Origin of the sequence: Luteococcus peritonei (assembly GCF_039526385.1) — a bacterium.
Classification (GTDB): Bacteria; Actinomycetota; Actinomycetes; order Propionibacteriales; family Propionibacteriaceae; genus Luteococcus; species Luteococcus peritonei.
This window is the reverse complement of the sequence record NZ_BAAAIX010000026.1, coordinates 36,189-55,128: the sequence shown is the minus strand read 5'-3', so window position 1 is coordinate 55,128 and position 18,940 is coordinate 36,189. Positions and strand designations below refer to the sequence as shown.

Genomic DNA, 18,940 nt, shown 5'->3' with positions numbered 1-18,940 from the left:
TCGCGGAGAGGTGCCCGACGAGCCTACGTGAGCAGCCCGACGCCGACCCACCGTCTTCCACCGCGGCCCGACTGCCTGCCCCGCGCCCGCCGTGCTGCGGCCCGCCGTCCTCCGGCCGTCGGGCCTCAGCCGCGCTCCTCGCGCAGCGCCCCGGCCGCGCCGGACAGCCCCGGACGGTCGTCGCTGACGGTGGCCAGCAGCAGCGCACCGTCCACCTCGGGGACGGTGGAGCGTCGCAGCACCTCTGCGGCCTGCTGGGAGAAGTCCTGGCCGCTGCGACGCTCGGCCGTGCCGTACTGGTCAGGGTTGGCGAAGGCCACCAGCACCTCCGCGGCATGGGACCGGTGCGCGGCCTCCGGATGCTCCAGCTCACGCTCCAGGGCGTCGATCGCCCGGGCCCCGAACTGCAGCAGCGCCCGGGTCAGCCCGTGACGCAGCTCCGCCTTCTCGGCTCCCAGGTGGGAGAGCAGCACCGGCAGCGAGCTCTCGTCGGCGATCCGGCCCAGCGCCCACCAGGCCTTGGCAGCCACCACGGGATCCTCGCTGCCCGCGTGCGGCAGGATCGCGGGGACGGTGGTGGGATCGCCCACCTTGCTCAGGGCGTGCAGCACGGGCTCCCGCGGCAATTCCTCGCGGCCCAGTGCCGACACCAGGGCAGGCGCGGCAGCGGCCGGATCCTGCACCACGGCCCAGATCAGCGTCTCGCGCACGAAGTCGTCGGGCTCGCCGGCCATCAGCTCCACCAGCTCGTCCATCACCTGTGCGACGGGTTGGCCGCCCAGCAGCAGTGCGGCCTGCTGACGGCGGGTGGCATCGTCGCCGCGCAGCGCGGCCATCAGGGTGGGCAGTGAGGTCACGGGCCGAGCATAGGCCGCCCCGCCAAGCGCCGCGGGGGTTCTCGATCCGTTGGTCTTCTCTCGCCGGCCGGGCCGTCCCGTGCCCGCCGTCCCGCCAATCGGGGTGGGGAATCTCACGATTCGACCCGGTAGAATCTCAGTGACCCCCAGAATCAAACCGGCCGAGCCCATGGCCCGACAGGAGTATGCGGATGCTGCCAGTCCTCGCCGTCCACGTGATCGCGACGGTGCTGGCCCCCGGTGTCATCCGTCACCTCGGCCGCCGTGGCTTCTGGCTACTGGCCCTTCCCTCGCTGCTCACCGCCGGCCTGGCGGTGCGCCACCTGCCCGCCGTGCTCGACGGCGCCACCCCCGGCGTGCGGTACGACTGGGTGCCCTCCATCGGCCTGTCCCTCGAGTTCAGGATGGATGCGCTCAGCCTGCTGATGTGCCTCGTCGTGGGCCTGGTGGGTGCCGTCGTGCTGGCCTACTGCTCCGGCTACTTCGACGACGACGAGCCAGACCTGGGCCGCTTCGCCGCCCACCTCACCGCCTTCGCCGGCGCCATGACCGGCCTGGTGCTGAGCGACGACATCCTGCTGCTCTACCTGTTCTGGGAACTCACCACGATCCTGTCCTACCTGCTGGTGGGCCACAACGCCGAGTCCGAGGACAGCCGCAATGCCGCCACCCAGGCGCTGGTGGTGACCACCGCCGGCGGCCTGTCCATGCTCGGTGGCCTGGTGGTGCTGGGGCAGGCGGCCGGAACCACCTCGCTGTCGGGACTGCTGGCCGATCCGCCCACCGGCATGGCCGCCCAGGTCGCGATTGTGCTGGTGCTCTTCGGTGCCATCACCAAGTCGGCGCTGGTGCCCTTCCACTTCTGGCTGCCCGGCGCCATGGCCGCCCCCACCCCGGTCTCCGCCTACCTGCACGCCGCCGCCATGGTGAAGGCCGGCGTCTACCTGGTGGCCCGGTTGGCCCCCGGCTTCGCCCAGCTCGAGGTCTGGCGCACCACCGTGCTGGTGCTCGGCGGCGCCACCATGCTGGTGGGCGGCTACCGCGCGCTGCGCCAGGTGGACCTGAAGCTGATCCTCGCCTACGGCACCGTCAGCCAGCTCGGCTTCCTGGTGGTGCTGGTGGGCACCGGCAGCCACGACGCCGCGCTCGCCGGCCTGGCCATGCTGGTGGCCCATGCCGTCTTCAAGGCCGGCCTGTTCCTCTCGGTGGGCACCATCGACCACGCCACCGGCACCCGCGACGTGCGCCGGCTCTCCGGTCTCGCCCCGCGAATGCCCTGGCTGGTGGCCGCCACCGTGCTCTGCGCCGCCTCGATGGCCGGCCTGCCGCCGATGATGGGCTTCGTCGGCAAGGAGGCCGTCTACGAGGCCTTCCTGCACCATCCCGACGGCTGGGCCGTCCTGGTGCTCGTCGTGCTCGTGGTCGGATCGGTGCTCACCGTCGCCTACTCCGCCCGCTTCCTGTGGGGCGCCTGGTTCGACAAGCCCGACGTGGAGCCGGTCAGCTTCCACCGCCCCGAGCCGATCACCGTGGTGCTGCCCGTCCTGCTCGGCCTGGCCAGCCTCGCCCTGGCACCGCTGGCCGGGCGCATGGAGCCGCTCTTCGCGGGCTACCGCGACCTCTTCGAGGTCTCGGAGCACCCGATCCACCTGGCCCTGTGGCACGGGCTGGGCCCGGCCCTGTACCTCTCGCTGCTGACCATGGGCCTGGGTGCCCTGCTGGCCTGGCAGCGCCGCAATGTCGCCTTCTTCCAGGGCGCGATGCCGCACCCGCCGGCCGCCGTCTCCGCCTACCGACTGGTGATGCGCGGCCTGGACCGCGGCTCGATCGAGGTCACCGGCTTCCTGCAGCGCGGTTCGCTACCGCTCTCGCTGGGGCTGGTGCTGGTGGTCTTCACCGGCGTCGCCGCCGTCGGCCTGGCGGGCACCGGGCTGCCCCGCGGGGTGCTGGTCTGGCAGGAGCCCGCCCAGGGCGCCGTCGCACTGGTGGGCATCGTGGCCGCCATCGCCGCGGTGCGCTCCCGGCGACGGCTGCGCGCCGTCGTCCTGGTGAGCGTCACCGGCTATGTCGCCGCCCTGGTCTTCCTGCTGCACGGCGCCCCGGATCTCGCCCTCACCCAGGTGCTGGCCGAGACCGTCTCGATCGTGGTCTTCGTGCTGGTGCTGCGCCACCTGTCGGGCCGCTTCAACGAGACCCCCTCGCGCGCCGAGCGCGGCATCCGGGTGCTGCTGGGCGTGCTCGCCGGAACCGCGGTCACCCTGGTGGCCCTGGTGGCGGGGGCGGCGCGCACCGCCGACCCGGCCGCCGAGAACTGGCCGCTGGGCGCCACCACCTTCGGCGGCGGCAGCAACATCGTCAACGTCGCCCTGGTGGACATCCGCGCCTGGGACACCATGGGCGAGATCTCCGTGGTGCTGGTGGCCGCCACCGGCATCGCCTCGCTGGTCTTCCGCAAGAACCAGCGGGTGGAGGACAACCGCAAGCGGCTGGCCCGCACCCGTGCCCGCCGCGCCGGCGCGACGCCTGCCGAGCCCGGCCGTTGGCTGCCCACCCTGCACGCCTTCGACGACGACCGCTACTCGCTGATGCTGGCCGTGGTCACCCGGATCATCTTCCACACCGTGATGGTCTGGTCGGTCTTCCTGCTCTTCGCCGGCCACAACGCCCCCGGCGGTGGCTTCGCGGCCGGCCTGGTGGCGGGCCTGGCGCTGGTGGTGCGCTACCTGGCCGGCGGCGCCGACGAGCTGCGCGCCGCCCTGCCCTTCATGCCCGGCGCCCTGCTGGGCACCGGCCTGTTCCTGTCCGCCGGTTTCGGCCTGGTCTCCATGCTGGTGGGCGGTGACGTGCTGCAGAGCTGGACCTTCGACATCCCGGTGCCGCTGCTGGGCCACATCCACCTGGTCACCTCGGTCTTCTTCGACATCGGTGTCTACCTGGTGGTGATCGGCCTGATGCTCGACATCCTGCGCAGCCTGGGCGACGCGCTGGACCGCGACCCGGGCCGCCGGGTGCCCTTCATGCGCGGCGGCGGCACCGTCGGCAGCCTCGACAGCCAGGAGTGGAGCCACCGATGAACCCCAACCTGACCCTGTCCGTGCTGGCCGGCGTGCTCTTCGGCTCCGGCGTGGTGCTGCTGCTCTCCCGCAGCCTGGTGCGTGCCCTGCTCGGCGTACTGCTGATGGGCAATGGCGTCAACGTCGTCTACATCGTCGCCTCCGGCCCCGCCGGGCGCGCCCCCATCGTCAGCAAGGAGGAGGCCGCCGCCGGGGTGCCGATCGGCGCCGACGGCATCAGCGACCCGCTGCCGCAGGCCATGGTGCTCACCGCCATCGTGATCACCCTGGCGGTCACCGGCTTCGTGCTGGCCCTGGCGCACCGCCAGTGGCAGCTGGCCGCCACCGACGTCGTCGCCAACGACCCCGAGGACGAGCGCATCTCCCTGCTGGCCGAGGCCAACGACCTGTCCGGCTCGGACTACACCGACACCGCCGACCCCCACGCCCTGGCCGACGACGCCGAGGAGGCGCCACCCGCCGACCCGGTGGTGGAGGAGTTCCCCGACGAGCTGCCCGCCGAGGTGATCGAGGCCGAGCGCAGCAGCGAGGAGCTGGTCGACGCCGGCCCCGAGGACGAGGGCGAGCAGGGCACCGGCCCCGAGGACGAGCAGGGTACCGACACCGAGGACCAGGAGGGCCGACGATGAATGCCACCGACCTGGTGCCGCTGCCCGTCGTGCTGCCCCTGATCGGCGCCGGACTGACCGTGGTGGCCGGCCGCCACACCCACCTGCAGCGTTTCGTCACCGCCCTGGTGCTGGGCTCGGTGGTGGTGATCAACGCCCTGCTGCTGGCCGTCGCGGCCCGCGGCGACCGGCTGGTGCTCGGCGTCGGTGGCTGGCACCCGGTGGACGGCGTGGTGCTCGTGGTGGACCGGCTCAGCGCCCTGATGCTGCTGGTCAGCTCCGTGGTCACCTTCGCGGTCATGCTCTACGCCATCGGCGAGGGACGCGCCTCCGACGACGTCGAGGACGGCGGCGCCCCGCTGCCGATCTTCCACCCCACCCTGCTGGTGCTGGCCGCGGGCGTGGCCACCACCTTCCTGTCCGGCGACCTGTTCCACATCTACGTCGGCTTCGAGATGCTGCTCTTCGCCTCCTTCGTGCTGCTCACCCTGGGCGGCACCGAGTCGCGGGTGCGCGCCGGCGCCAACTACGTGGTGGTGAACCTGCTCAGCTCGGTGATCTTCCTGCTGGCCATCGGCCTGGTCTACGCCGCCACCGGCACCGTTGACCTGGCCCAGCTCGCCGGCCGCCTCGACGCCCTCTCCCCGCAGACCTCGCTGCTGCTGCAGGGGCTGCTGCTGGTGGGCTTCTGCATCAAGGCCGCCGTCTTCCCAATGTCCGGCTGGCTGCCCGACTCCTACCCGACGGCCCCGGCCCCGGTCACCGCCGTCTTCGCCGGCCTGCTCACCAAGGTGGGTGTCTACTCGCTGATCCGCACCCAGACCCTGCTCTTCCCCGACGGCCGCTACGACACCGTGCTGATGTGGGCCGCACTGCTCACCATGCTGGTGGGCATCCTGGGCGCCGTGGCGCAGGACGACATCAAACGACTACTCTCCTTCACCCTGGTCAGCCACATCGGCTACCTGGTCTTCGGCATCGCGGTGGGCAACGAGACCGGTCTGTCCTCGGCGATCTTCTACGCTGCCCACCACATCACCATCCAGACCTGCCTCTTCCTGGTCACCGGCCTGGTCGAGGTGCGCGGCGGCAGCACCTCGCTGAGCCACCTGGGCGGCTTCCTGCGGATGGCGCCGGGCCTGGCCCTGCTCTTCTTCGTCCCCGCCCTCAACCTGGCCGGCATCCCGCCGCTGTCCGGTTTCCTGGGCAAGGTGGGCCTGCTGCAGGCCGGCGCCCAGGCGGGCACCACCGAGGGCTACGTCCTGCTGGGTGGCTCGCTGCTCACCAGCCTGCTCACCCTGTATGCGATCAGCCGGGTCTGGGGTCGCGCCTTCTGGCGCAGCGCCCGCGCCGCGCTGCCCGGCGAGGACGGCACCGTCGTCGACGTGGTGGGGGAGCAGGCCGAGGAGCTGGTGGCCTCCCGTCCGCTGCCGCTCGGGCTGGTGCTGCCCACCGCGGCGCTGGTGGTGGTCAGCTGCCTGCTCAGCGTGGTGGCCGGGCCGTTGTTCGGCTACACCGACGCCGCGGCACGCCAGCTGGGCGACCGGCCCGGCTATGTCAACGATGTCCTCGGGATCGGGGGTCGCTGATGCTCGCCCGTCTGCAACTGCTGCCGATGCTGGGTCTGGCCGTGATCTGGGTGGTGCTCACCGGTGAGGTGACCGTCTCCAGCGTCTTCTACGGCCTGCTGGTGGCCGCCCTGCTGCTCTGGTTCTTCCCGATGCCGCCCCTGATGTCCACCGTCCGGGTCCACCCGCTCGGCCTGGCCGCGCTGGTCGGACGTTTCCTGACCGACCTGGTGGTGGCCTCGGTCGCGGTGGCCTGGAAGGCGCTGCGCCCCCGCCCGGTCAACGCCGGCTCCCTGCTGGACGTCAAGCTGCGCCTCGACGACGACCTGCGCCGCGTGGTCGTGGCGGAGCTGACCAGCCTGGTGCCCGGCACGGTGGTGGTGGACGTCGACCCCCACACCAGCATCCTCACCCTGCACGTACTGGACGTCACCGAGCCCGAGCAGCTGGCCCGGGAACGCGCCAAGGTGCACGCCCTGGAGGATCGCGTGGAGCGGGCGCTGTCCGTGGCCGGACGCCCCGCCCGTCGTCCCGTCACCGAGCTGCGACTGCGACCCGACGAGGAGGTCCGCCCGTGATCACCATCATCTGGTGGGCCTGCGGCATCCTGCTGGCCTGCTCCGCGCTGCTCGCCGTCACCCGGATGGTGGTGGGCCCCACGGTGCTGAACCGGGCACTGGCCAATGACGTGCTGGTCTCCGTGCTGGTCTGCGCCCTGGGCCTGGAGGCGGTGGCCGGGGGACACGTCGCCACCCTGCCGATCCTGATCACCCTGTCCCTGCTGGGTTTCGTCTCCACCGTTGCCATCTCGCGCTTCGTCGCGCGCGACGTGGACGAGGACTTCACCAGCAGCGACGACCCGCTGCCCGCCCGGCCCGAGAGGGAGACGCCGTGAACCACGTCCTGGACCTGCTCTCCGCCGTCCTGCTGCTGGCCGGCTCCCTGCTGTGCTTCTGCGCCGCCGTGGGCCTGGTCCGCTTCCCCGACCTGCTGAGCCGGATGCACGCCGCCACCAAGCCGCAGGTGCTGGGCATCGTGCTGGTCCTGCTCGGCGTCGGCGTGGGCCTGCGCTCGGGCATCAGCGTCGGGATGCTGGTGCTGGTGGCCCTCTTCCAACTGCTCACCACCCCGGTGGCCTCGCACATGATGAGCCGCGGCGCGCTGCGCGCCGGGCAGGTGAGCCTGCCTGCGGACCACCGTCGCGAGATCGAGGAGACCCTGGGCCGCTGAGCCGGCCGGCACCGTGCCCGCTTGACGGGGTCGGCCCGGGCCTCTGTTGTTCGCGCGCCCCGGCTGCTTGGATGGGCCCATGAGCGACGAACGCATCGTGAGCGCAGAACTCGAGGTCGAGGCGGGCTTCGAGACCATCTTCGAGCTGATCGCCGACCCGGCCCAGCAACCGCGGTGGGACGGCAACGACAACCTCGCCGAGGCCCCCGAGGGCCAGCGGGTGCACACGGTGGGCCAGGTCTTCCGGATGACCAACACCGGCCAGAGCGTGCGCGAGAACGAGGTGGTGGAGTTCACCGAGGGCCGGCTGATCGCCTGGAAGCCGTCGCCGGTGGGCGAGCCGCAGCCGGGCCAGCTGTGGCGCTGGGAGCTGGAACCGCGCGGGCCGCGACGCACCCTGGTGCGCCACACCTACGACTGGACGGCGCTGCAGGACGAGAAGCGGATGGACCGTGCCCGGGCCACCACCTCCGACAAGCTGCTGGCCTCCATCCAGCGGCTCAAGGAGCTGGCCGAGTCGCAGTGAGGCTCAGGCCTCGAAGCGGGCCTGCACCCGCGCCGACAGCAGCACCGGCGCCGGGCTGAGCTGCACCGTGTGCTCCTCGCCGTCCTTGGCCATCCGGGCCATCATCACGCCCTGCTCGGCCAGCGGCTGGGACAACAGGCCGGGATCGGCGATCTCCAGGAAGTCCACCTGACGGCGCCCGGCCGCGCGCGCCATCACGGTGGCGCGCTCGGCAGCCTGCTCGACGGCGGCAGCGAGCACCTGCGCCTCGTGGCGGCGGCGGGTGTCCTCGGTCACGTCCCAGTCGACGCCGCGCACCACCATGCCCTCGCGAGCGGCCCAGGCCGAGGTCTCGGTGGGCAGGGCGGTGAAGTCGGTGAAGACCACCTCGGCCAGCTGCTGGGCCCGGTGGCGCAGCGCGCCGGGGCGCCCCTGCTCGCCCCATGCCTGCCAGCTGGTGGTGGTCAGGGCCTCCAGGGTCCAGCGCTCCACCGCGCCGGCCTCGCGCAGCTGCGCGAGTCGCTGCAGCAGGTCCCGGGTGGTGTCCTCGGCCTCGGCCACCACGGTGCCGGCCTCGTCCCCCTCCACCTCGACGGCGAGGTGCACGGTGGCCAGCTCCGGTGCCAGGCGGATCTGGTGCTCGCCGGCGACGCTGATGATCATGGGTCCATCCTATGGGGCGGATGTCCAACCTCGGTGCTGGTCAGGCGGCTCGGACCAGGACCCGGTGCGGGTGCTCCGCCTCCACCAGGTGCACGTCGGTGCGTCGGGAGAGGTGCGGCGCGGTGCCGCCGCCACGATGGCGGCGGGGGAGCCGGATGCCCGACAGCGCGGCGACCGCCAGGATCAGCGGGGCCATCAGCAGCGGGGCCACCAGCCACAGCAGCAGGGTGACGGCGAGGGCGGCGAGGATGCCGAGCAGGTTCATCATGGCCCAAGCCTCTCCCTGCCGGCCCGGTACGCACATCGGCACCCGGGATGGTTCTCCGGGTGCCGGGTCCTGCTCCAGTAGGGGGAGGCCATCCTCCCCGGGTCGTAGTCAGGCAGCCTGGGTCAGCATCGAGGTGCTGGCCACCACGGGCGCCTGGCCCTCGGCGGCCTGCTCCCGGGGCTCCTCCACCTGGTCCCCGTCCTCCAGGCTGGTGCCCTGCCGGGCCGGGGCCTCGGGCTGGTCCTGCTCCTCGGTCTCCACGGCCAGCACGTCCACCTCGTCGCCCACGGCCACGCGACGCGGCTGGTCGGCCAGCGGCAGCGTGATCCGCTCGGAGGCCGGGGTCGTCGCGGCCAGCTGGTGGCGGCGCTGCAGCCAGGCGGCGCCCAGCACCAAGGGAGCGAGCAGGAAGGGAACCAGGATGAACAGGCCCAGGGCGAAGGCGGCGAGCAGGGAGATTCCGATGGCGGATGACATGGCTCCAGATTGCTGTACCGAAAGAGAAAGCAGCCGCCCGAGCGGCTTTGTTTCAGCTCTTTCCAAGCTGATTCAGCCAACCTCCAGACTGCGCTTGGGATCGTCTCAGGTTGGGCTCAACGCAGGGTCACCCAGCTGGCCTCCAGGTGGTTCACCGGACCGTGCCCGGACCCGTCGCCCACCGACAGCTGCTCGGAGGAGGCCAGCGCACGGGCCAGCCACTCCTTGGCCCGTCGGCAGGCCTCCACCAGGTCCAGGCCGTGCGCCAGGTTCGCGGCGACGGCCGAGCTCAGGGTGCAGCCGGTTCCGTGGGTGTTGCGGGTGCGCACCCGCGGCCCGTCCAGCCAGTCGAGCCGCGGCCCCTGAGAGGTGTCCGGGCCTCGCCGCGCCACCAGGTCCCAGACCTGGTCGCCGTCATCACCCAGGTGCCCGCCCTTGAGCAGCACGGCGGGTGCCCCCAGGCCCAGCAGGGCCTGCGCCTGGCGGGCCATCGCGCCTCGGTCCGACGCCGGCTCCTCGCCGGTCAGGCCCGCGGCCTCGGGCAGGTTCGGGGTGACCAGGCTGCAGTGGGCCAGCAGCTCGACGATGGCCTCCCGCACCCCCTCGGCCGCCAGTGAGTCGCCACTGGTGGCCACCATCACGGGATCCAGCACCACCGGCACCCCGGTCAGCGGTCCACGCAGCGCCTCACTCACCGCGGGCCACCTCCACGGAGCCCAGCATGCCGATCTTGACCGCGTCGATCCGCACATCGTCGAGCAGGGTGGCCAGCTGGTCGGCGACGAAGCCGGCCTCGGTGGGCAGCACCCCGGTGACGCCGCGGGTGTTCTGCGCGGTCAGCGCGGTCACCACGGTGGTGCCGAAGCAGCCGTGGGCGGTGAAGGTCTTGAGGTCGGCCTGGATCCCGGCCCCTCCGCTGGGGTCGGAGCCGGCGATGGACAGCAGGTTCGGGATGCTCACGCACGGCAGCTTTCCAGCTGCGAGGGTCGCCCGCTAGGGTCGGTGCCGATCCCACGGGAGCCCCGGCAGGGGCTGAGACAGGACTGCAGCCGTCCGTACCGTTCGAACCTGCCCGGGTCATGCCGGCGAAGGAAGCGAGGCCAGATGACGTCGGTGGCAGCCGTGCCACGAGCCACCCAGCAGCGCCCCGCCGGGCGCGGCACCCCCGCTGCCGTGGTGGGCGGTGTGGTGGGCAACTTCGTGGACCAGACCCACATCTTCCTGCCCGTGGTGGCGCTGGCGCCGGCCATGGGGCGGCTGGTCGGGCCCACGGGGGCGGCCTCCGGGACGGCCCTGGTGGTGGCCGCCACCCTGCTGGGACGTCCGGTGGGCGCGGTCGTCTTCGGCCGGATCGCCGACCGGGTGGGGCGCACCCGCACCACCCGCGTCGCGATCGCCGGAACCGCCGCCTGCACCCTGCTGATCGCCTGCCTGCCCTCCCACCAGGTGCTCGGGGCCGCCACCTTCGTCGCCCTGGTGGCGCTGCGTTTCCTGGGCGGGGTCTTCCTGGCCGGCGAGTACAGCGCGGCCATCCCGCTGGCGATGGAGTGGAGCCGCCCGCGCCAGCGCGGCCTGGTGAGCGGGCTGGCGATGGCCATGTCGCCCTCGGCCCAGGCCACCATCGCCTTCGTCACCGCCATGCAGCTGGCGCTGTTCGGTACCGAGGCCTACGCCCGCTGGGGCTGGCGGGCGAGCTTCCTGGCCGGAGGGTGGGCCAGCCTGGCGATGCTCGGCTGGTACCGGCGCCAGGTCCGCGACGCCGCGGCCCCGGCCGTCGCCGAGGCCCGACGGGGCAGCCTGCGCGAGGTGCTCGCGGGGCCGCGGGCCGGCGACTTCTGGCGGATGTTCGGCCTGATGAGCGGGCTGTGGCTGATGACCAACATGGTGGCCGTGCTGCTGGCCTCCCGGCTGGCCGTGGTGCGCGGGCTGGATGCCGGCCAGGTGGCCCTGGTGATGGGCCTGGCCTCGGTGGGTCAGGCGCTGGTGATGGCGCTGGCCGGGCAGCTGTCCACCGTGATCGGCCGTCGCATCTGCTTCGTGGGCTGGGGTCTGGCGGCTGCTGTGCTGGCACCGCTGCTGTGGCGCTGGGTGCTGCACGGCGCCGGCCCGCTGTGGCAGGTGGTGGCCGGGGCCGTGGCGCTGCAGGCGGTCACCGTCGCGGCCTACGGCCCGGTGGGTGCCTACCTCAGCGAGGGCTTCGACGCGCACGTCCGCTCCACCGGCTACGGCACCGCCTACTCCGCCTCGCTGGTGCTGCCGGCGCTGTACCCGTGGTGGCTGCCGCGGCTGACCGGTGCGCTGGGCGACTGGGCCGTCCCGACCGTACTGGCCGTCGGAGGGCTGCTGGTGGCGGGTTTTGCCGCCGTCGGCCCCCGGCTCTCGCCGCGCGAGATCGAGCGGACCCGGGTATGAGCCGCACCGCCCGGATCCTGGCCGCGGTGCGCGAGAGCGCCCCGCTGGTGCACTGCCTCACCGCGACGGTGAGCATGGAGCTGGTGGCCGACCTGCTGCTGGCCGCCGGCGCCCGGCCCACCATGACCTGGACCGAGCGCGAGGCGCCCGCCACCACCGGGCTCGCCGACGCCCTGCTGGTGAATCTGGGCACCCTCTCGGAGGAGGGGCGGGCCGGCATGCTCGCAACCCTCCCGGTGGCGGTGGAGCGAGGCCTGCCGTGGGTGCTGGACCCGGCCGCCATCGGCCCGGCGCCCTCCCGCGTGGCGCTGGCCCGGGAGCTGCTGACGCTCCGGCCCGACGTGGTGCGCTGCAATGCCTCCGAGCTGCTGGTGCTGACCGGCGACGGGACCGGCGGGCGCGGGGCCGATGCCACCCAGGCGCCGGAACAGGCGCTGGCGGCCGCAGCCCGGCTGACCCGCGAGCACGGCTGCGTGGTGGCGGTCAGCGGCCCCGTGGACCACCTCACCGACGGCGAGCGAGTGGTGCGGCTGGCCAACGGCACACCGATGCTCTCCCGGGTCACCGGCACCGGCTGCGCCCTGGGAGCGCTGACCGCGGCCTGCTGTGCCGCGGACCTGGCGCTGGGCGCCCGCCGCGGCCCCGGCTGGGCGCTCGAGGCAGCCGTCGCCGCCACCAGCTGGCTGGCGCTGGCGGGGGAGCGGGCCGAGCGCCGATCCCGGGGCCCGGGCAGCTTCCGCGCGGCCCTGCTGGACGAGGTCTTCGGGCTCGACGAGCCGGCCCTGGCCGGGGAACGGCGCAGCGAGAAGCGCTGTGTCGACGACGCACCGGGCGCCCACGGGGTGGCCGGGGGACAGGAGTGGTGATGGACCTGCGGATGTACGTGGTGACCTCCGGAACCGACCGGCGCACCGTGGAGCAGGCCGCTGCCGCGGCCGCCGCGGGTGCCGGGGTGGTGCAGGTACGGGCCAAGCAGGCCACCACCCGCGAGCTGCTGGAGCTGACCGGTCACCTGGCCCGGGCGGTGCACCAGGCGGCACCGGACTGCCGCGTCGTGGTGGATGACCGCGCTGACGTGGCCTGGGCGGCCCGCGAGGCGGGGGCGCCGGTGCACGGCGTCCACCTGGGCGTGGACGACCTGCCGCCTCGCGCGGCGCGCGCCCTGCTGGGGCCCGAGGCCGTGGTGGGCTGGACCACCGGCACCCTGGAGCTGGTGCAGCAGGCGCAGGAGCTGGTGGGCGTGGTGGACTACCTGGGTGCCGGGCCCTTCCGCCCCACCCCCACCAAGCAGGTGACCCGACCCGCCTTGGGCGTCGACGGCTACCGGCCCCTGGTCCAGGCCTCCGCGCTCCCTGTCGTGGCCATCGGCGATGTCACGCCCGACGACGTCGCCGCCCTGGCCGGCACCGGGATAGCGGGCGTCGCGATGGTGCGCCACGTGATGCAGGCCGAGGATCCGGCAGCCGTGGTGCGGCGCGTGCTGGCGGACTTCGGTCCGCGCTGAGCCCGGTTCATCGCCCGCGCTAGCGTGGCCGGCATGCGCATCGAGAGGCAGAAGGCCCGCGAGGAGCCGGGCGCGGGATACCGGGTGCTGGTGGACCGGCTCTGGCCCCGCGGACTCGCCAAGCAGCAGCTGCCGCACGACCTGTGGGCCAAGGACCTGACCCCGTCCCCGGACCTGCGCCGCTGGTACCACGCCGACCGCGAGGCCCGTCACGACGACTTCGTGCGGCGTTACAGCACCGAGCTGACCGAGGCCGACCACGACGAGCTGCTGGACCAGATCCGGACCGGTGTGGCCCGCCACAACGGCCTGCTGGCGCTGGTGAGCGACGCCAAGGACGTGGAGGCCAGCCATGTCCCGGTGCTGGAGGACTGGCTGCGCCACCAGCTCTGAGCCGTCCACTGCTGGACGCCGGCCGGGCGCAGCGGCCGGGGCCATAGGCTGGTGGCATGCCCGCACTTCGTTCCCGCACCACCACCCACGGCCGCAACATGGCCGGAGCCCGCGCCCTGTGGCGCGCCACCGGCATGACCAATGACGACTTCGGCAAGCCGATCGTCGCCATCGCGAACTCCTTCACCCAGTTCGTGCCCGGCCACGTCCACCTCAAGGACATGGGTCAGCTGGTGGCGGGTGCGGTGGCCGAGGCCGGCGGCATCGGGCGCGAGTTCAACACCATCGCCGTGGACGACGGCATCGCCATGGGCCACTCCGGCATGCTCTACTCGCTGCCCAGCCGCGAGGTGATCGCCGACAGCGTCGAGTACATGGTCAACGCCCACCAGGCCGACGCCCTGGTCTGCATCTCCAACTGCGACAAGATCACCCCCGGCATGCTGCTGGCCGCGCTGCGGCTCAACATCCCCACCGTCTTCGTCTCCGGCGGCCCGATGGAGGCCGGCCGGATGCTGGGCGAGCGGGTCGTCGCCGGCGCCCCCGACGAGGTGGACAAGGGCATCGTCTCCGACGACGCCAACGGCACCGAGCGGCTCGACCTGATCGACGCCATGATCAAATCCGTCGACCAGAACGTCTCCGACGAGCAGATCGACGCCATCGAGCAGAACGCCTGCCCCACCTGTGGCTCCTGCTCGGGCATGTTCACCGCGAACTCGATGAACTGCCTCACCGAGGCGCTGGGCCTCTCGTTGCCGGGCAACGGCTCGACGTTGGCCACCGCCGCCGCCCGCCGCGAGCTCTTCCTGGACGCCGGCCGCCTGGTGGTGGACCTGTGCCGCCAGTACTACGAGGGCGACGACGACTCCGTGCTGCCGCTGGCCATCGCCGGCAAGGAGGCCTTCTGCAATGCCATGCGGATGGACATCGCCATGGGTGGCTCCACCAACACGATCCTGCACCTGCTGGCCGCCGCCCAGGAGGCCGGCGTCGACTTCGACCAGGACGACATCGACGCGCTCAGCCGCGAGACCCCCTGCCTGGTGAAGGTGGCGCCCAACACCACCGAGTACTACATGGAGGACGTGCACCGCGCCGGCGGCATCCCCGCCATCCTGGGCGAGCTCTTCCGCGGCGGCATGCTGGAGACCGGGGTGCGTTCGGTGCACTCCCCGGACCTGACCAGCTGGATCGATGACTGGGACATCCGCTCGGGCAAGACCTCGGCCAAGGCGGTCGAGCGCTTCCATGCCGCTCCCGGCGGGGTGCGCACCACCGAGGCCTTCAGCTCCACCAACCGCTGGACGACGCTGGACACCGACGCGGCCACCGGCTGCATCCGCGACGTCGCCCACGCCTACACCACCGAGGGCGGCCTGGCCGTGCTCAAGGGCAACCTGGCGCCCGACGGCTGCATCGTGAAGACCGCCGGCGTGCCCGAGCACCAGTGGACCTTCTCCGGCCCCGCCAAGGTGGCCGAGAGCCAGGACGAGGCCGTCGAGATGATCCTGGGCGGCAGGGTCGTCGAGGGCGACGTGGTGGTGGTGCGCTACGAGGGCCCCAAGGGCGGCCCCGGCATGCAGGAGATGCTCTACCCCACCAGCTACCTCAAGGGCGTGGGGCTCGGCCCGAAGTGCGCCCTGATCACCGACGGCCGTTTCTCTGGCGGCTCCTCCGGTCTCAGCGTGGGCCACGTCTCCCCGGAGGCGGCCTCCGGAGGCGCCATCGGCCTGGTCCGCGACGGCGACGTCATCAGCTTCGACATCCCCAACCGCAGCGTGCGGGTGGAGCTGGACGAGGCGGAGCTCGAGGCCCGTCGCGCGGAGCAGGAGGCCAAGGGCTGGCAGCCGGCCGATCGCCAGCGCGAGGTCTCCGCGGCGCTCAAGATCTTCGCCCGCTTCGCGCAGTCCGCGGACAAGGGCGCGGCCCGCAAGGTGGACTGAGCCGGATCGCTGGGGACGTGCGGAAGGGCCCTGCGCAGGGATGCGCAGGGCCCTTCTGGGTCTGACCAGGTAGCGGTGACGAATCCGGTCGATGCACCTGGATCGTCGAGCCCCATCGGTTTCACGTCACCCAACCGATGCGCAGCGCACTGCGAAGACGAGCTGTGGATTCCAAGCCATCCACGACCTCTTCCCCGAAGGCCGTACCTCCTTTTGTAGGTGCCAGCAGGCTCACCCGCAAGCCGATCCCACCGCTTGGCGGGGTGATCTTTTCCGCACTTCGCGCTCTCCACCAAACACTCCACAACCGCCTCGGCGTGTTCCACAGGAAGGGGCCCACCGTCCACAGCGGGCTGTGGACAGCTCAGCCCAGCGGTGCGTGGCGCAGCAGTCGTCGGCGACGCAGCTCGTGGCCGGCCAGGGCGACGCCGATGCCCACCACGGACCCCACCAGGGTCTCCACGCCGCGGTCGAAGAGCAGCGGCCCGATCGGATGGGCACCGCCCACCTGGCCCATGCCCAGCGCCAGCGGCGTGATGAAGACCATCGCGACGGCATAGTTGCGGCCCACCCACATCTCGGTGAGCAGCTGCAGCACCGCGATCACCACCACCAGCAGCACCGGCGGCAGGTGCAGGGCCAGCAGCAGGCCGGCACCCACCAGGCCCACCAGGGTGCCGATGCTGCGGTGGATGGCGCGGGTCATCTGGCTGGTGATGTGCGGAGCGGAGAGTGGTGCCAGCGCCGCCACCATCGCCCAGTAGGGGTGACCGATCCCGGCGAGCTGGGCGATGCTGCCGGACAGCAGGACGCCGAGCGCCATCCAGACCGGTTGCCAGCTGTGCACGAACTGCAGCTTCAGCCAGCCGGTGCGCCGCCACGCCTGGCCCAGGCTCTCCGGCCCGACGAGGACGCCCGCGACGCCCACCAGGCAGCTGAACAGGGCGGACAGCCCGCAGACCAGCAGCGCCAGCGGCAGGTCCTGCCAGGTGTGCGGCATGGAGCTGATGGCGCCGTAGCCGAAGATCATGAACAGCGGACCCGGCGGGTGGAAGCTGTGCGCGCGGGCGAGGACCTGGCCGGTGAAGGCGATCACGCCAGCGGTGAGGATGTGCAACCAGACCAGGTGCGGGTAGCAGCCGACCACCACGCCGGTGCACACGGCCAGCGTCATGGTGGCGGCGGCCGAGAGCTGCATCTGCACCCGGGTGAGGTGGCGCAGGTTGCGCCCGTAGAGGGAGGTGAAGGCGCCGAAGCTGGCATAGGGCGCCAGCTCGGGGCGACCCAGGGCGACCACCGCCAGCAGCGGCACCAGGACGCTGAGCGCCGCCCGCAGACCCACGCGGTGGGCACCCTCGACGCTGTTCAACCGGACCAGGTCGTCACGGCTGGGCAGGACGGGATGTGCCACGGGTGGATCCTCTCGACGAGCTGGTGGGAACCCAGCAAGTCTTCCACCCGGCGGCCAAGAGGCAGCTGGCAGCCGGCCTCAGATCCCCTCGGGACGCTCCCCGCGGTGCAGCGCCGCACGCCCGGTGACCAGCACGGCGCAGAAGAGCACCACGGCGGCCGCCCCGGCATAGGTGGCGGCGAACCACATCTCGGTGCCCAGCTCGGCGATCACCTGGCTGATGGTGAACTCCACCAGGCCGAAGAGCACCAGCGCCGCGGCGGCCCGACGGGTCCGGCCCCAGCGCCAGGCCCGGGCCACGGTCAACCCGAGCAGGGCGATGGTGGCCACGGCCACTGCCATCCGGAGCCATTGCAGGGCGAGGGCGCCGTCGTGCTCGGTGAGGCGCCACAGCGGCCAGCCCATCACGGAGGTGAAGGAGCCCTTGCCCGCCACGGCCACGCCCAGCAGGTGCACCAGCACGATGCCGCCGGTGGCCCAACCGCCGAGCCGGGCCAGCGGGCTCCAGCGCCACTCGTCGTTGCCGTGCTCCAGGCTGAGCGTCGCCACCGTCATGGCGCTCATGCAGGTCATCGCGCTGAACAGGTCGAACATGGCCACCGGCTTGGGCAGGCCCAGGTTGAAGACCGTGATCATGCCCAGCACCGCGGCGCTGAGCGCGCCCAGGATGGCCAGCCAGGGCAGCCGCCGTGCCAGCCGCATCTGGCGCGGCAGCCGTCGTCCCATCAGGGCGGCCACCAGCAGCAGGGGAGTGGTGAGGGCGGCAACCACGCGGTGGCTGAACTCGATCAGCGCATGCACCTCGGTCTCCGGGCCGAACCGGCCGGGATAGCAGCCGGGCCAGGTGGGGCAGGCGAAGCCGGAGCCGGTGGCGGAGTTGATGGCGCCCATCGCGACGGTCAGCGTGGCCGCCGCGGCCGCCAGCCGGTAGACGGTGCGGGTGGCCTGGTGCGAGGTCTCCGCCCCAGCGGTGGTGGCGGGCAGCAGCAGCGTGCTCATCGAAGGTCCTGTCGGTGCGGGAGGTGTCGGGCCAACTGTAACGACACGCTGTAGTAGCTCGGCGGCCGGGTGCCCCCGTGCTCCGCGGGCCGGTCCGCGGAGCCGCTGACTAGGCTGGCGCCATGGCAGAGCAGATCCCCGTCGTCCCCGCACCCGACTCCGACCCCGCCTCGCGCGGGCCCGGCCAGGAGCAGGGCCCCTCCGCTGCCGGTCGGGTGGCGATCATCACCGGCGCCTCCTCGGGCATCGGCCGCGCCACCGCCCTGGAGCTGGCGCGGGCCGGTTTCGAGGTCTGGGCCGGTGCACGGCGCACCGAGCTGATGGCGGAGCTGAACGCCGAGGGAATCCGGGTGCTGCCGCTGGACGTCACCGACGAGGCCAGCATGCGCTTCTTCGTCGACGCGGTGCTGGCCGGCGCCGGCCGGATCGACGTGCTGGTCAACAATGCCGGTCTGGGCGGCTACGGCGCGGTGGAGGACCTGCCGCTGGAGGCGGGCCGGGCCCAGTTCGAGGTCAACCTGTTCGGCCTGGCCCGGATGATCCAGCTGGTGCTGCCCACGATGCGTGCCCAGGGGCAGGGCCGGATCGTCAACATCTCCTCGATGGGTGCCAAGATCTACGAGCCCTTCGCTGCCTGGTACCACGCCAGCAAGTTCGCCGTGGAGGGCTTCAGCGACTCGCTGCGCCTGGAGCTCAAGCCCTTCGGCATCCACGTCGCCATGGTGGAGCCGGGCATCGTGGTGAGCGAGTGGAATCAGGTGGCGCGCAAGGACTTCCTGGCGGTCAGCCGGGGCGGCGCCTACGAGAAGGCGGCCCGACGGATGGCGCGGATGCTCGCGCTGGCCGACCGCTCCTCGCTGGGCTCCGACCCGAGGGTGGTGGCGCAGGCCGTGGTGGCCGCCTCGATGGCCACCCACCCGCGCACCCGCTATGCGGTGGGCACCGGCGCCCGGGCCGCGGTGACCGCCCGGCGGGTGCTCCCGGACAAGGTGATGGACCGGGTGCTCGGCGGCCTGGGCCGCTGA

21 protein-coding genes and 1 riboswitch are annotated in these 18,940 nt (G+C 72.7%); of the genes, 13 read left to right on the top strand and 8 right to left on the bottom strand.

Going from position 1 to position 18,940, the window contains the following annotated elements:
• Nucleotides 1-125 precede the first annotated feature (125 nt).
• Nucleotides 126-857: a HEAT repeat domain-containing protein gene (locus ABD073_RS10095; RefSeq protein ID WP_343874252.1), complete on the bottom strand. Its 732-nt coding sequence runs from the start codon at nucleotides 855-857 to the stop codon at nucleotides 126-128.
• A gap of 191 nt (nucleotides 858-1,048) precedes the next feature.
• Between ABD073_RS10095 and ABD073_RS10090 the strand changes: the two genes are divergently transcribed.
• The 7 genes from ABD073_RS10090 to ABD073_RS10060 all read left to right on the top strand — a co-directional run bounded on the left by ABD073_RS10090 (nucleotide 1,049) and on the right by ABD073_RS10060 (nucleotide 7,863).
• Nucleotides 1,049-3,931, top strand: a complete 2,883-nt coding sequence (locus ABD073_RS10090; protein WP_343874249.1) for a Na+/H+ antiporter subunit A — start codon at nucleotides 1,049-1,051, stop codon at nucleotides 3,929-3,931.
• Nucleotides 3,928-4,560, top strand: a complete 633-nt coding sequence (locus tag ABD073_RS10085; protein WP_343874247.1) for a Na(+)/H(+) antiporter subunit C — start codon at nucleotides 3,928-3,930, stop codon at nucleotides 4,558-4,560. Before ABD073_RS10090 ends, ABD073_RS10085 begins: the two co-directional genes overlap by 4 nt.
• Nucleotides 4,557-6,128 carry a Na+/H+ antiporter subunit D gene (locus ABD073_RS10080; protein ID WP_343874245.1) on the top strand — a complete coding sequence of 524 codons (1,572 nt, stop codon included), beginning with the start codon at nucleotides 4,557-4,559 and terminating at the stop codon, nucleotides 6,126-6,128. The genes ABD073_RS10085 and ABD073_RS10080 overlap by 4 nt, the downstream gene beginning before the upstream one ends.
• On the top strand, nucleotides 6,128-6,685 hold the full coding sequence (locus tag ABD073_RS10075) for a Na+/H+ antiporter subunit E (protein ID WP_343874242.1): 558 nt from the start codon (nucleotides 6,128-6,130) through the stop codon (nucleotides 6,683-6,685). The genes ABD073_RS10080 and ABD073_RS10075 overlap by 1 nt, the downstream gene beginning before the upstream one ends.
• Entirely contained in the window at nucleotides 6,682-7,002 is a 321-nt protein-coding gene (locus ABD073_RS10070) for an MrpF/PhaF family protein (RefSeq protein WP_343874240.1), read from the top strand. Before ABD073_RS10075 ends, ABD073_RS10070 begins: the two co-directional genes overlap by 4 nt.
• Nucleotides 6,999-7,337, top strand: a complete 339-nt coding sequence (mnhG, locus tag ABD073_RS10065; RefSeq protein WP_343874238.1) for a monovalent cation/H(+) antiporter subunit G — start codon at nucleotides 6,999-7,001, stop codon at nucleotides 7,335-7,337. Before ABD073_RS10070 ends, mnhG begins: the two co-directional genes overlap by 4 nt.
• Before the next feature lie 79 nt (nucleotides 7,338-7,416).
• Nucleotides 7,417-7,863, top strand: a complete 447-nt coding sequence (locus ABD073_RS10060; protein ID WP_343874235.1) for an SRPBCC family protein — start codon at nucleotides 7,417-7,419, stop codon at nucleotides 7,861-7,863.
• Between the two features lie 3 nt (nucleotides 7,864-7,866).
• Here the strand turns inward: ABD073_RS10060 and ABD073_RS10055 are convergent, their stop codons facing one another.
• The 5 genes from ABD073_RS10055 to thiD (ABD073_RS10035) all read right to left on the bottom strand — a co-directional run bounded on the left by ABD073_RS10055 (nucleotide 7,867) and on the right by thiD (ABD073_RS10035) (nucleotide 10,210).
• A complete protein-coding gene (locus ABD073_RS10055) occupies nucleotides 7,867-8,505 on the bottom strand; it encodes an SIMPL domain-containing protein (protein ID WP_343874233.1) in 639 nt (212 codons plus the stop codon).
• 40 nt (nucleotides 8,506-8,545) lie between these two features.
• Nucleotides 8,546-8,773: a hypothetical protein gene (locus tag ABD073_RS10050; RefSeq protein ID WP_343874231.1), complete on the bottom strand. Its 228-nt coding sequence runs from the start codon at nucleotides 8,771-8,773 to the stop codon at nucleotides 8,546-8,548.
• Nucleotides 8,774-8,881: 108 nt separating this feature from the next.
• On the bottom strand, nucleotides 8,882-9,250 hold the full coding sequence (locus ABD073_RS10045; RefSeq protein WP_343874229.1) for a hypothetical protein: 369 nt from the start codon (nucleotides 9,248-9,250) through the stop codon (nucleotides 8,882-8,884).
• Nucleotides 9,251-9,366: 116 nt separating this feature from the next.
• On the bottom strand, nucleotides 9,367-9,945 hold the full coding sequence (thiD, locus tag ABD073_RS10040) for a bifunctional hydroxymethylpyrimidine kinase/phosphomethylpyrimidine kinase (protein ID WP_343874226.1): 579 nt from the start codon (nucleotides 9,943-9,945) through the stop codon (nucleotides 9,367-9,369).
• Nucleotides 9,938-10,210 carry a bifunctional hydroxymethylpyrimidine kinase/phosphomethylpyrimidine kinase gene (gene thiD, locus ABD073_RS10035; RefSeq protein ID WP_343874224.1) on the bottom strand — a complete coding sequence of 91 codons (273 nt, stop codon included), beginning with the start codon at nucleotides 10,208-10,210 and terminating at the stop codon, nucleotides 9,938-9,940. The genes thiD (ABD073_RS10040) and thiD (ABD073_RS10035) overlap by 8 nt, the downstream gene beginning before the upstream one ends.
• Nucleotides 10,211-10,253: 43 nt before the next feature.
• Nucleotides 10,254-10,361, top strand: a riboswitch (TPP riboswitch).
• Between thiD (ABD073_RS10035) and ABD073_RS10030 the strand changes: the two genes are divergently transcribed.
• From ABD073_RS10030 to ilvD, 5 genes are all read left to right on the top strand, one after another.
• Entirely contained in the window at nucleotides 10,355-11,662 is a 1,308-nt protein-coding gene (locus ABD073_RS10030) for an MFS transporter (protein WP_343874222.1), read from the top strand. (Overlaps the previous riboswitch by 7 nt.)
• Nucleotides 11,659-12,528: a hydroxyethylthiazole kinase gene (gene thiM, locus ABD073_RS10025; protein ID WP_343874220.1), complete on the top strand. Its 870-nt coding sequence runs from the start codon at nucleotides 11,659-11,661 to the stop codon at nucleotides 12,526-12,528. Before ABD073_RS10030 ends, thiM begins: the two co-directional genes overlap by 4 nt.
• Nucleotides 12,522-13,166, top strand: a complete 645-nt coding sequence (locus ABD073_RS10020; protein ID WP_343874218.1) for a thiamine phosphate synthase — start codon at nucleotides 12,522-12,524, stop codon at nucleotides 13,164-13,166. The genes thiM and ABD073_RS10020 overlap by 7 nt, the downstream gene beginning before the upstream one ends.
• A gap of 33 nt (nucleotides 13,167-13,199) precedes the next feature.
• Nucleotides 13,200-13,559 carry a DUF488 domain-containing protein gene (locus ABD073_RS10015; protein ID WP_343874216.1) on the top strand — a complete coding sequence of 120 codons (360 nt, stop codon included), beginning with the start codon at nucleotides 13,200-13,202 and terminating at the stop codon, nucleotides 13,557-13,559.
• A 56-nt stretch (nucleotides 13,560-13,615) separates the two neighbouring features.
• Entirely contained in the window at nucleotides 13,616-15,505 is a 1,890-nt protein-coding gene (gene ilvD / locus ABD073_RS10010) for a dihydroxy-acid dehydratase (protein ID WP_343874214.1), read from the top strand.
• A 364-nt stretch (nucleotides 15,506-15,869) separates the two neighbouring features.
• Here ilvD and ABD073_RS10005 read toward each other — a convergent pair whose 3' ends face one another.
• Nucleotides 15,870-16,916 (bottom strand): FUSC family protein, encoded by a 1,047-nt coding sequence (locus ABD073_RS10005; RefSeq protein ID WP_343874212.1) that lies wholly within the window; start codon nucleotides 16,914-16,916, stop codon nucleotides 15,870-15,872.
• A gap of 78 nt (nucleotides 16,917-16,994) precedes the next feature.
• The gene (locus ABD073_RS10000) at nucleotides 16,995-17,915 is read right to left on the bottom strand and encodes a COX15/CtaA family protein (RefSeq protein WP_343874209.1); all 921 of its coding nucleotides are present in this window, start codon (nucleotides 17,913-17,915) and stop codon (nucleotides 16,995-16,997) included.
• 122 nt (nucleotides 17,916-18,037) lie between these two features.
• Here ABD073_RS10000 and ABD073_RS09995 point away from each other — a divergent pair, with 122 nt between their 5' ends.
• A complete protein-coding gene (locus ABD073_RS09995) occupies nucleotides 18,038-18,940 on the top strand; it encodes an oxidoreductase (protein WP_343874207.1) in 903 nt (300 codons plus the stop codon).